General features: G+C 71.7%; 11 protein-coding genes. 4 read left to right on the top strand and 7 right to left on the bottom strand.

Annotation, left to right across the window (positions count from 1 at the left end; genetic code table 11):
• Window positions 1-31 precede the first annotated feature (31 nt).
• Window positions 32-442, top strand: coding sequence for an SSI family serine proteinase inhibitor (locus ABT294_RS45330; RefSeq protein WP_350812705.1), 411 nt, complete (start codon window positions 32-34; stop codon window positions 440-442).
• A gap of 104 nt (window positions 443-546) precedes the next feature.
• Here the strand turns inward: ABT294_RS45330 and ABT294_RS45325 are convergent, their stop codons facing one another.
• The gene (locus ABT294_RS45325) at window positions 547-1,713 is read right to left on the bottom strand and encodes an MFS transporter (protein ID WP_350812704.1); all 1,167 of its coding nucleotides are present in this window, start codon (window positions 1,711-1,713) and stop codon (window positions 547-549) included.
• Between the two features lie 62 nt (window positions 1,714-1,775).
• On the opposite strand from ABT294_RS45325, the gene ABT294_RS45320 reads away from it, so the two are divergent.
• The 3 genes from ABT294_RS45320 to ABT294_RS45310 are packed head-to-tail and all read left to right on the top strand — an operon-like array spanning window position 1,776 to window position 3,411.
• Window positions 1,776-2,750, top strand: coding sequence for a LysR family transcriptional regulator (locus ABT294_RS45320; RefSeq protein ID WP_350812703.1), 975 nt, complete (start codon window positions 1,776-1,778; stop codon window positions 2,748-2,750).
• Entirely contained in the window at window positions 2,747-2,974 is a 228-nt protein-coding gene (locus ABT294_RS45315; protein ID WP_350812702.1) for a hypothetical protein, read from the top strand. Before ABT294_RS45320 ends, ABT294_RS45315 begins: the two co-directional genes overlap by 4 nt.
• On the top strand, window positions 2,971-3,411 hold the full coding sequence (locus ABT294_RS45310) for an NUDIX hydrolase (RefSeq protein ID WP_350812701.1): 441 nt from the start codon (window positions 2,971-2,973) through the stop codon (window positions 3,409-3,411). The genes ABT294_RS45315 and ABT294_RS45310 overlap by 4 nt, the downstream gene beginning before the upstream one ends.
• 57 nt (window positions 3,412-3,468) lie before the next feature.
• Here ABT294_RS45310 and abc-f read toward each other — a convergent pair whose 3' ends face one another.
• From abc-f to ABT294_RS45280, 6 genes are all read right to left on the bottom strand, one after another.
• Window positions 3,469-5,112, bottom strand: a complete 1,644-nt coding sequence (abc-f, locus tag ABT294_RS45305) for a ribosomal protection-like ABC-F family protein (protein WP_350812700.1) — start codon at window positions 5,110-5,112, stop codon at window positions 3,469-3,471.
• Window positions 5,113-5,417: 305 nt separating this feature from the next.
• Window positions 5,418-6,935 (bottom strand): acyl-CoA synthetase, encoded by a 1,518-nt coding sequence (locus tag ABT294_RS45300; protein ID WP_350812699.1) that lies wholly within the window; start codon window positions 6,933-6,935, stop codon window positions 5,418-5,420.
• A gap of 102 nt (window positions 6,936-7,037) precedes the next feature.
• Window positions 7,038-9,233, bottom strand: coding sequence for a choice-of-anchor J domain-containing protein (locus ABT294_RS45295; RefSeq protein WP_350812698.1), 2,196 nt, complete (start codon window positions 9,231-9,233; stop codon window positions 7,038-7,040).
• A gap of 117 nt (window positions 9,234-9,350) precedes the next feature.
• Complete coding sequence (locus tag ABT294_RS45290) at window positions 9,351-10,322, bottom strand: LLM class flavin-dependent oxidoreductase (protein ID WP_350812697.1); 972 nt, start codon at window positions 10,320-10,322, stop codon at window positions 9,351-9,353.
• Between the two features lie 35 nt (window positions 10,323-10,357).
• Window positions 10,358-11,395: a hypothetical protein gene (locus ABT294_RS45285; protein WP_350812696.1), complete on the bottom strand. Its 1,038-nt coding sequence runs from the start codon at window positions 11,393-11,395 to the stop codon at window positions 10,358-10,360.
• Entirely contained in the window at window positions 11,392-11,916 is a 525-nt protein-coding gene (locus ABT294_RS45280) for a SigE family RNA polymerase sigma factor (RefSeq protein WP_350812695.1), read from the bottom strand. The genes ABT294_RS45285 and ABT294_RS45280 overlap by 4 nt, the downstream gene beginning before the upstream one ends.
• Window positions 11,917-11,940: the final 24 nt, after the last annotated feature.

Here is an 11,940-nt window from a genome sequence, read left to right as displayed (position 1 = left end):
GCTGCGTATCCAAGGTTGAAGGGGGTCTTCCTTGTCCATTCTCCGTTCTCTCACCCGTCCGGCCGCCGTCACCGCCGCCGTCCTGGCGGCGGCCACGCTCGGTGCCGCGGCCCCGGCGCAGGCCGGTGGCCTCGAGGGCGAGCTCAGGATCACGGTCAGCGACATCCACCGCGGCACCTCGGAGTACTACGTGCTCACGTGCGGTCCCGACGGCGGCAGCCACCCCACACCACGAGACGCCTGCGAGAACCTCCGCGACCTCAACGGAGACCTCGACGCGATCAGGGAGCCGGGACGTCCCTGCGTCAAGCTCTGGAGCCCGCGTCACGTCGAGATCCGCGGCTACTTCCACGACCAGCCGGTGTACTTCGACCATGAGTACCCCAACGCCCACTGCATGGCGATGGCCGCCAGCCCGATCGTCCCGAGCCAGTGGCGGTAGAGACGTCCGGCGGATGACACGTGACGGAGGCCCCGTGACGAGCGCGTCACGGGGCCTCCGCGCGTCAGCGTCCCGGCGGGCCCGGTACCGACGGTGACCGTCCGTCAGCTGATTGGGCGTCTGGCCGCTGTCAGGACCGCTGCCACGCCCACCAGGAGCCAGCCCACTGTCAGGACGATCAGCCAGCCCCACCCGAACCGCCCGTAGACCGCGCTGCCCACGGTCCCCCCGGCGCCGCTGCCGAGGTAGTAGCAGAGCGTGTAGAGCCCGGACGCCCTGCCGCGCGCCCGTGGCGGGGCCTCGGCCGCGACCCACGCGTTGGCGATCGCGTGCGCGGCGAAGAACCCGGCGGTCAGGACGGCGAAGCCGAGCGCCATCAGCGGCAGCGCGTCCGAGACCGTCAGCGCGGCGCCGGCGGCCGTCGCGGCGAGCGACGTCACGAGGGCCGCCGACTGTCCGAGCCTGCGTACCAGACGTCCCGCCGCGGCCGAGGAGACCGTCCCCATCGCGTACGAGAGGAACACGAGGGACGCCGCCGCGGGCGCGAGGCCGATCGGCGGCGCGGCCAGCCGGAAGCCCGCCGCGTTGTAGAGCGCGATGAACGCCCCCATCCCCAGCACCGCCACCGTGTACGGCGCGAGCAGCCGCGCCCCGAGCCGGGTCCGCTCGCCGCCGTCGCCCGGATGCGGCGTCCGCTGAGACGGGGGGAGCGTGGCGGCCGCGAACACCGCGCACACCAGCGAGACGCCCGCGACGACCAGCAGCGCGCCGTGCCAGCCCAGCGGCCCGGCCGCGAATCCCGCGCCGAGCCGTCCGAGCATGCCGCCCACCGAGTTGCCCGCGATCATCGCGCCGACGGCGGACGGCAGCCTGGCCGTGCCGACCTGGTCGGCCAGGTAGGCGGCGGCGACGCCGGGGAAGCCCGCGATCGCCACGCCCTGCAGCGCCCGCATGACCAGCAGCACGGGGAACGACGGCGCGAGCGGCAGCAGCAGCCCGAGTACCGCCGAGGCGATCACCGAGCAGACGATGATCTGCCGCCTGTCCACCCGCTCCGACAGCGCCGCCAGCGGCAGCACCGCGAGGGCCAGCGCGGTCGTGGCCACCCCGATCGCCAGGGACGCGCCGCCGGGGTCCAGCTGGAACGCCGTCGCGAGCTGGGGCAGGACCGGCTGGGGCGCGTACAGCAGGGCGAAGGAGGAGACGCCCGCCGCGGCGACGGCGGCGCCGACCCGCCTGGTGCTGACGGGAGCGCTCAGTTCGAGGACCACCCCAAAAACCTAAGCAAAGCTAATAAATGCGTCCAATGCTGAAAAGGGCGATAATTCATACCATGCTGGATGAATCCGCGGATCTAGAGTTGGCGGCCCGGCTCGCGCCCGCCCTGGCGCTGCTCGCCGCGCTCGGCGAGACCGGGCACGTGACCAGGGCCGCCGAGCTGCTCGGCATCCCGCAGCCCACGGTCAGCAGGCGGCTCGCCGCCCTCTCCGAGCTGGTCGGCGCGCCCGTCGTCATCCCTGCCGGACGCGGCATCAGGCTGACCAGGGCCGGACGGACGCTGGCAGGCTCGGCCGCCCGCGCGCTCGGCGTCGTGGCCGCCGCCGTGCGGGAGGTCCGCGAGGAGGCCGACCCCGGCAGCGGGCACGTCGTCCTCGGGTTCCTGCACCTGCTCGGCCGCTCGCTGGTGCCGTCGCTGGTGAAGGGTTTCCGCGAGCGCTATCCGCGGGTCCGCTTCAGCCTGGTGCAGGGCTCCCGGCAGGACATGCTGCGCGGCCTGCGCGACGGCGAGATCGACCTGGTGCTCGTCGCGCCGCTGCCGGAGGACGACCCCGACCTCGCCGGTGCCGCGCTGGCCGACCAGGAGCTGGTGCTATCGGTCCCGTGCTCCCACCCGTTCGCCGGGCGGGAGCACGTGCGGCTGACCGACCTCGCGGAGGAGGAGCTCGTCACGCTGGAGCACGGGTACGGGCTGCGCCAGATCACCGACGACCTGTGCGCGGCGGCCGGGTTCCAGCCCAGGATCGCGTTCGAGGGGCAGGAGTCGGAGACCGTCCGGGGGCTGGTGGCGGCGGGGCTGGGCGTGGCGCTGCTACCTCGCTTCGGCCCCGCGCCGCCGTCGGGGGTGGCGGAGGTCCCGCTGTCGCCGCCCGTGTTCCGGACCATCGGTCTGAGCTGGCCCGCGGGGGAGCGGCTGACGCCCGCCGTCCGGGCGTTCCGCGACCACGTCCGCTCGGGGGCGGCCGACGTGGGGCCGGGCTTCAGGATGCGCGATCCTGTCGGAGGCGTCGGGCAGACTCGGGGATCGTGACACACGACGGAGACGCGGGCGCGCCGGGCTCGCTGGCGAGCGCGCTGGCCGAGGCGGCGGCCAGGGGCGAGCTGAGCTGGCGGCACATCCTGCACGAGGAGGTGCTGGAGGCCTTCGCCGAGGACGATCCCGAGCTGCTGCGCGCCGAGCTGGTGCAGGTCGCCGCGGTGGCCGTCAAGTGGGTGCAGGCTCTCGACCGGCGGCGCGACGGGCTCGCCCGGTGAAGCGGCGCTACCGCAGCGTCGTCGACGTCCATCTCGTGCTGCGCCGGGGCGGCCTGATCCTGCTGGCCGAGCGGGCCAACACCGGGTTCGCCGACGGCGGCCTGAACCTCCCGAGTGGTCATCTGGAGGAGGGCGAGTCGGTGGTCGACGCCGTGATCCGGGAGGCCAGGGAGGAGGTCGGGGTGATCGTTGATCCCCCCGACCTCAGGTTTCTCCACGTGATGCACCATCGGGGCGCCTCCGGTGCGGCCCGCGTCGGGTTCTTCTTCGAGGCCGTCCGGTGGGAGGGCGAGCCGGTGAACATGGAGCCGCACAAGTGCGCCGGGCTGCTGTGGGCCGATCCCGGCGCGCTTCCCCCGAACACGGTCGCGTATCCGGCCGCGGGCATCACGCAGTGCCACCGCGGGGCTGTGTTCGCTCTGGACGGCTGGGGCTGAGGGCTCAGGGCATGACCTCGGGCCCCGTCTTCGCTCTCGACGGCTGGGGCTGAGGACTCAAGGCAGGCGGCTGACCTCGGGCCCCGTCTCCAGCAGCCGGCCCTCGGAGAGCCGCAGCCAGCGGCCCACGTTGATCTCCGCGAGGAACCGCTCGTCGTGGCTGACCACCACGAACGCGCCTTCGTAGGCGGCGAGCGCGCTCTCCAGCTGGCCGACGCTGACCAGGTCGAGGTTGTTGGTCGGCTCGTCCAGCAACAGCAGCTGGGGCGCCGGCTCGGCGCACAGGACGCAGGCCAGGGTGGCGCGCAGCCGCTCGCCGCCCGACAGCACCCCGACCGGCAGGTGCGCGCGGGAGCCCCGGAACAGGAAGCGGGCGAGCAGGTTCATCCGCTGCGCCTCCAGCATTCCGGGCGCGAACGCGGCCAGGTTCTCCGCGACGGTGCGGTCGAGGTCCAGCAGGTCCAGCCGCTGCGACAGGTAGGCGACGCGGCCGTCGGCCCGCCTGGTCCGGCCGTCGTCCGGCTCCAGGTCGCCGTTGACCAGGCGCAGCAGGGTGGACTTGCCCGCGCCGTTCGGGCCGGTCAGCGCGATCCGCTCGGGGCCACGGACGGTCAGGTCGACGCCCTCCCCGGCGAACACGGCCCGCTCACCGTGGCGGACCTGCATCCGCTCGCCGAGGAAGACCGTGCGTCCGGCGGGGACGTGGGTTCCGGGCAGTTCCAGCGCGATCTTCTGGTCGTCGCGCAGGGCACGCCCGGCCTCGTCGAGCCGGGCCCTGGCGTCGCCGACCCGCGCGGCGTGCGTCTGGCCCGCCCTGCCCGCCGACTCCTCGGCGCCCCGCTTCATGTTCCCGGCGAAGATCCGCGGCAGGCCGGCGTTCTTCAGGTTGCGGGCGGCGTTGCTCGCCCGCCGCTCGGCCCGCTCACGGGCCTGCTGCATCTCCCGCTTCTCACGCTTGAGCTCCTGCTCGGCGCTGCGGACGTTCTTCTCGGCGACCTCCTGCTCGGCCCGCACCGCCTCCTCGTAGGCGGTGAAGCTCCCGCCGTAGAGCCTGATCTCGCCCCGCTCGATCTCGGCGATCCGGTCCATGCGGTCGAGCAGCTCCCGGTCGTGGCTGACCAGCAGCAGGCAGCCGTTCCAGTCGGCGAGCACGTCGTAGAGCTTGCGGCGCGCGTCGAGGTCGAGGTTGTTGGTCGGCTCGTCGAGCAGCAGGACGTCGGGCCGCTTCAGCAGCTGCGCCGCCAGCCCGAGGGAGACGACCTGGCCGCCGCTGAGGGTGCGCAGGCGCCGGGCGAGCTCGACGTCGCCGAGGCCGAGCCGGTCCAGCTGGGCGCGGGTGCGCTCCTCGATGTCCCAGTCGTCGCCGATCGTGGCGAAGTGCTCCTCGCTCGCGTCGCCTGACTCGATGGCGTCCAGGGCCCTGATCACCGGGGCGATCCCCAGGACCTCGGCGACGGTCAGGTCACCGGCGAGAGGCAGGCTCTGCGGGAGGTAGCCGAGCACCCCCTCGACGGACACGCTGCCGCCGCTGGGCCGGTACTCGCCGGCGATCAGCTTGAGCAGGGTGCTCTTGCCGGCGCCGTTCGGGGCGACCAAGCCCGTGCGGCCGGCGCCCGCGGTGAAGGACAGGTCCTGGAAGACCGGGGTGTCGTCCGGCCAGGAGAAGGACAGGTTGGAGCAGACGATGAACGCGTCGGACATGCGAGTGACCTCGTGGTGACAGGGGCGTGCCGGAGCCGCCCAAGGGGAGAAAGGGGATTCAAGAAACGCCGACATGGCCACGGCGGCGCTCCTGTGCGCCTGCCGGTGGCCGATCACTCCCGGTATCACCCGGAGATGTCGTCGTCACCCACCACGTCTGGATCTCCCTTTGGCTGATCACTCGTGACACACCCTAGCAGCCGCTCGCCGCCGGGCCGCTCATGCAGGCCGAGCTCAAGGTGCGTCCGGCCTGCACGACGACGCCCTCGCCGGGAACGCGCCGCGCAAGGGGATCAGGGCCGCGATCAGAAGGCGTCGCGCAGCTCCCTCTTGAGGACCTTGCCGCTGGCGTTCTTGGGCAGCGCCTCGACGAACACGACCCGCTTGGGCGTCTTGAAGGGCGCGAGCCGTTCCCGCAGGAAGGCGACCAGCTCGTCGGCGGTCAGGCCCGCGCCCGCGCGCAGCACGACGGCGGCCGTCACCGCCTCGATCCACCGTGGGTCCGGCACCCCGAACACCGCCGCCTCGGCCACCGCGGGGTGCTGGTAGATGGCCTCCTCGACCTCCCGGCTCGCCACGTTCTCGCCACCGGACTTGATCATGTCCTTCTTCCTGTCGACGACCGACAGGTAGCCGTCGGCGTCCAGCACGCCGAGGTCGCCGCTGTGGAACCAGCCGCCGCGGAACACCTCGGCGGTCCTGTCGGGGTCGTTCCAGTAGCCGAGCATGGCGTGCGGGCTGCGGTGCACGATCTCGCCCACCACCCCGGGCGGCACCGGCCGGTCGTCGGCGTCGACGATCCTGGTCTCGACGTTCAGCGCCGCACGCCCGGCCGAGCCGAGCCTGGTGAGCTGCTCGTCAGGGCCCAGGACGGTGGCCACGGGCGCCATCTCGGTCTGGCCGTAGAAGTTGAACAGCCGCACGTCCGGCAGCCGCTGGGCGATCTCCTTCAGCACCTCCACCGGCATGATCGAGGCCCCGTAGTAGCCCTTGCGCAGCGACGACAGATCGCGGCGGTCGAAGTCGGGGTGGCGCAGCAGGCCGATCCAGACGGTCGGCGGGCAGAACAGCTTGGTCGCGCCCTCGGCCTCGATCGTGGCGAGGATCGCCGCCGGGTCGGCGCCGGGCAGGATCACGTTGGTGGCCCCGAGGTAGACGCCGGGCGTGAGGAAGCAGTGCAGCTGCGCGCAGTGGTAGAGCGGCAGCGCGTGCACCTCCACGTCGTCCGCGCTCATCTCGCCGTCGACCACGCAGGACACGTACTGGGCGATCAGACCCCGGCTCGCCAGTGTGGCGCCCTTCGGCCGCGACTCGGTGCCGCTGGTGTACATGAGCTGGATCGGGTCGTCGTCGGCGATCTCCACGTGCGGCTCGGAGTCGTCGGGATGCGCCATCCACGCGGTGACCGGCTCCCATCCGTCGCCCTGCCCGATCACGCCGCGCACGGCGATCCGCTCCCCGGCGGCTCGCGCGGCGACCGGCAGCAGCGCCTCCTCCGCCAGCATCCCGGTGGCGCCGGAATGGTCGAGGATGTAGGCCACCTCGTCGGCCCCGAGCATGAAGTTGATCGGCACGGAGATCGCGCCCAGCCGGGCCAGCGCGAAGTACGCCACCACGAAGGCGTGGTTGTTGTGGCTGAACACGGCGAACCTGTCGCCCTTGCGCACGCCCCGCGCGGCCAGCGCGTTGGCGGTGCGGTTCACCGTCGCGTCCAGGTCGGCGTAGCTCTGACGCAGCTCGCCGAACACGATGGCGGTCTTGCCGGGGTGGCGCGCGGCCGAGCGCCGCAGCAGGTCGCCGATGGCGTGCTGGCGAGTCGTCATACCGATCCCTCACGTGAGCAGAATGTTGTTCGGTGATGGTACGCCACCAGCGGCCGGACGGGCGCCCGCCGCAGTGCGGCGGGCGCCCTCAGCGGATCCGCGTCAGGTCTGCGGGCCGCCACCCGGCTGGGTGACGCCGTTGACCTTCAGCGTGTACGGGGCGTACTGGTTGACCTGCTCCGTCGACTCGTCGTAGGCCACCACCGCGACCACCGTCGGGAACAGCGCGAACGGGGCGAGCTGGAGGCGGCTCAGGCTGACGGAGCTCTTGCCGTTGAACTCGGCCTGCAACGCCACCTGGTGCTTGTCGTCCAGGCCGATCAGCCGGACGTTCCAGTTCTCGACCGGAGTCGGGAAGACCTCGCTCGGCGAGTCGAACGGGTCGAGGCTGGAGCCGTCGCTGACCGCCGTGCCGCCGACCGTGACATCGTCGATCTTCCAGCCGCCCTCGTTGACCCCGCCGTCGCTGACGTAGCGGAAGCCGAGGAGGATCTCCTTGCCCGCGTAGGCCGACAGGCTGTAGGAGTGCGGCTCGAAACCGGTGGTCGTGCCGTTGACGCCGGGGCCGAGCGGGCCGGTCACCGTCTTGTCACCGGCGATGGCGGTGTAGGTCTTGCCGCCGTCCGTGGAGACGATCACGTAGCCGTAGTCGAACCCGGACTCCGCGCCGTACTTGGCCAGGAAGCGCAGCGTCGGGTCGGCGGACGGGACCGTCAGCTTGGTGATCGCGGCCGCGTTCAGGTTGCTGGCGTTGCCCGACCACAGCACCGGGTTGCCGGAGCGGTCGGGGTCGTCGGAGACGACGGTCCAGGCCAGCGGGATCGGCGGCAGCGTCTTGGAGCCCTCGAACGACAGCGAGCGCAGCTCGTGACCGCGCAGGAACGTCCCGCCGGACTTCTGCAGCGGCACGTAGTCGGCGCCGTTCGGCGCCGCGCCGGGAGTGGCGTAGGCGCGCGGGTTCGCCAGGTTGACGGTCGAACGCAGGCTCGCCGTCGTCACCCGCTTCTTCGGGACGCCCACGATGACGCCCCTGTTCGACTCCCCGACGACCTTGTCCACCAGGGTCGAGGTCTGGAAGTCGTGGATGACCTGGTACATGTTGTTGACGCCCTGCTCGGCCAGGGCCGCCTTCAGGCTCGCCAGACCCTGCAGCTTGCCGTCGCGGTGCAGCTTGGACATGAACGCCGAGCCGTACCTGTCGTACAGGAACAGCATGAACGAGTAGGTGTTCCCGTAGTCCGCCAGCACCGCGCTGCCGTTGCCGCCCTCACCCCACAGGTTGAGCGAGTTCTCCGGGCCGCCGCAGTCGCGCGGGTTGGTGTTGGACGGCGTCTGGACGGTGCCGAAGCCCTGGAAGCAGTAGATGTGGCCGTCGGCGCCCTTGTCGAAGACCGTGGCCTTGGCGTTGACGTAGCCGGTGAGGGTCTGCGCGAAGTCCGACAGGCCCTCGTTCACCCAGGTGGTCTCCAGCGGGTCGGTGTAGTAGTGGGCCAGGTGCTGCCACTCGTGCGAGAACGTGCCCTCGTACAGGTTCGGCCTGGCGCCCCGCGACGTGCACAGGTCGGACGTCGGCTCGTCCGGCGGGTTCGGGCCGGTCCTGTGCAGCCAGTCGAACGCGTCGATCGTCATCACGTTGCGGTCGAGCAGCTCGTTGAACTGCGCGGAGAAGAAGCCCGCGATGTACGTCGGAGCGGCGGGGAAGGTGTAGTAGTTGTCGTCCCTGACGTTGTCGACCAGGGTGACCGTCCGGTTGCCCGCGCCCGTGTAGACGCCGCCCTTGCCGTTGGCGTCCGGGCCGAGGACGGCGTTGGTGCCGTCGCGGTCGGGCGGCGTGCTGAAGGCGGCCGTCTCCTTCGGGTACATGTTCGTGTCGAACTGGGTCACCAGGTTCGCCACCTGGGCGTCGGTGATCTGCGTCGACGTCGGCACCTGCGCCCGGCAGTCGCCGGCGGGGAAGGACAGGTCGTTGGCGACCCAGACCTCGATGTTGTTCCCCACGCCGCGCAGCGTGTAGTCCTTGCGGTACAGGGTGCCGTTGAAGTCGTCGAGGCCCAGCCACTGCCGGACCGTTCCCACGGGCGGCGTGTCAGCGGCCTGCGCCTTGGCCTTCGCCTTGGCCTCGTACCTGGCCGGGACCTTGACCGGCTTGCCGTCCAGCTTGAAGTCCTTGCGGGACAGCTCCCTGACGTCGCTGGGCGGCGGCTGCTGGGGTGCGGCGGCCGCCGTGGCCGGTGACGCCGATAACAGCGGCAGGAACAGGAGAGTGGCTGCGAGCCCGATGAGTCGGTTGCGCGCCATGGAACCCCCTTCTGGTGGGTGTTGCCCGGGTTGGTAGGGGTGACATGCCGTGACTATCGAGGTTCGAAGACGGGCGCAAGTGATTCAATTGCCAACAAAACACCGCGAAATTGGTGCTCATAGGGCTGCCGCCAGCCGCCGGTAGGAGTCCAGCCGCTGGTCCAGGTCGTACGTGTTCATCGTGACCAGCACCTCGTCCGCACCGGTGGACTCGACGAGCGAGCCGAGCGCCACCGCCACCTCCGGCCCGGTGCCGTGGATCTGGCCCTTGCGCGCCTCCTCGAACAGGGCGCGCTCCCGCTCGGTCATCTCCAGCGCCAGGACCTCCTGCGGGGGCAGCAGCGGAGGGAAGACGCCGCGCGTCCGCGCGTGCGCGGTGGCCCACGCCTCGGGCAGCTGCAACAACCCCGCCTCCGCGCCCGTCCCGCCGGCCGCGACGTTCACCGCCACCATCACGTACGGTTCGGCCGCCCAGGACGACGCCCTGAACCCCGCCCGGTACCGGGAGATCGCCTCGTGCGCGCGCGAGCCCATCCCGATCACCATCGGCAGGCCGTGCGCGGCGGCGATGTCCGCGCCCGCGCCCATGGCCAGCACGAACACCTGAGGACGCAGCCCCTCGGCGGGCAGCGCGTGCACGCCCGGATACGCCGGCTGGTCGCCGGTGAAGAAGCCGAGCAGCTCGTCGAGCCGGTCGCCGAAGTCGTCGGCGTCGTCCTTGCCATGGCCGAGCGCCCTGCGGATGCCGCCGGTGAAGCCCACCGAACGTCCCAGGCCCATGTCGACGCGTCCGGGATACAGCGACTCCAGCACGCCGAACTGCTCGGCCACCACCAGCGGGCGGTGGTTCGGCAGCATCACCCCGCCCGTGCCCACCCGGATCCGCGCGGTCGCGGCGGCGACGGCCGCCGCCAGCACGGTCGGCGCCGACCCCGCCACACCCGGCACGCTGTGATGCTCCGACACCCAGAAGCGGTGGTACCCGAGCGCCTCCGCCTGCCGCGCGAACCGCACGGTGTCGCGCAGCGCCGACGCCGCGTCATGCCCCTGGCGGACGAGAGACCGGTCGAGAATCGAAAGCTTTGTCACATCTGTGTGCAACACGGACAGACCGTGAAGATTTCCTACTTGCGGAAGAGCCCCACCGACCACCGCACCGGCCGGTTGCCGACCTCGCCCGGCATGCTCAGCCTGATCGAGACCCTGAGGCGCTCCCCCTTGGGCACGCGGACCTCGTTCATCGCATAGGGCCACGGGCCGGACTCCCAGACGCCGCAGCTGCCGACCACGCCGGTGTTGGCGCCCAGGTAGCTGAACCGCAGGCTGCTCGCCAAGTCCCCGGTGCAGAGCTGGTCGAGGCCGTAGCTGTGGCCGCCTTCGAGGTGGAACGTGACCACGGCGTCCTGGGGGAAGGTGCCCGTCTTCGTCTCGGCGAGCTTCCAACCGGACACCTTCGCGGGGAACGGCTTCGGCTCCCCGGGATCGACCGGCCTGGCCGGCGGCGTCCACTCGTACACGGCCAGGAACCAGATGCCGCGCTTGGGCCGTTGCGGCTCACAGGTGTTGCGGGCCTTGTCCCACACGCAGCCCCCGCCGGTTGTGGTGGCGTCGACCGTGACCGTGACCTTCTTGGCGCCCCTGGGCACCACCAGTGGCTGCAGAGCCAGGTGCCTGGAGCACACCGTGAAGCCGGCGGGCGGGACCGTCCTCTCGCCGGTGGACACCCTCGGGCCGCTGTCGTCACTGCCCGTGCAGACCGCTCCCACGGCCAGCGGCTTGCCTGTGACCGGGACGGTGACCGAGGCCTTGCCACCACCCTCCAGCATGATCTGGGAGTCGGCGACGCGCCTGTACTCGGTGTCGTCGGGCGCGGTGAAGCGTTCGGGCAGCTTGGGGGTCGGTTGCGTGGCGGTCGTCTCCTGCTGGGCCGGCTTCACGGCCGTTGTCGCCCGCGGGGACGGCTCCACCGTGGCCCTGAACATCGGGACGCCCAGCGCGAGCACCCCGGCCACCACCCCGGCCACAGTCCCGATCGCCGTCACGCGCCTGCGTCGCCGGATCGCGCGGATGCGGGCGCGCACCTGCTCGTGCCTGGCCGGGTTGGCGGGGGACGGGCTCTCGCCGTGCTCGCGCAGCACGTCCCGCAGATCCTGGACGGTCATCGGTGCAGCTCCTTCACGATCGATTCGTCCACCCGCAGCTTGGCCAGCGCTTTGGAGGTCTGGCTCTTCACCGTGCCCGGCTCGCAACCGAGCAGCCTGGCCACCTCCGTGACCGGCAGATCCTCGTAGAAACGCAGCACGACCACGGCGCGCTGCCTGGCGGGCAGCCTGCCCACCGCCTGCCAGAGCGTCTCCCGCTCGTCGCTCACCGTGTCGCTGGACGGCTCGTCGGGCAGCGTGTCGCTGGGCAGCTCCCGCCTCCAGCGTCGGCGCCACCATGAGGTGTAAGTGGTCACCATCACCCTGCGCACGTACGGCTCTGGCTCGTCCACGCCCGGCCAGGCGAACCACGCCTTGGCCAGCGACTCCTGCAGCAGGTCCTCGGCGGTCGCCCAGTCGCGGGTGAGGAGGTACGCGGTGCGTAACAGCCGGTCCGACCGCGTTGCCACGAAGTCCTGATATGTCGCCCGATCTGCCACGTAGGGTCTCCCGTCGTCGTCCTGACGACGGTAGTGACGCATCGGGCGACGCCCGGGGTTGCCCGG

It is taken from the genome of Nonomuraea sp. NPDC000554 (assembly GCF_040300065.1).
Taxonomy (GTDB): domain Bacteria; phylum Actinomycetota; class Actinomycetes; order Streptosporangiales; family Streptosporangiaceae; genus Nonomuraea.
This window is presented reverse-complemented; position numbering and strand designations above follow the sequence as displayed.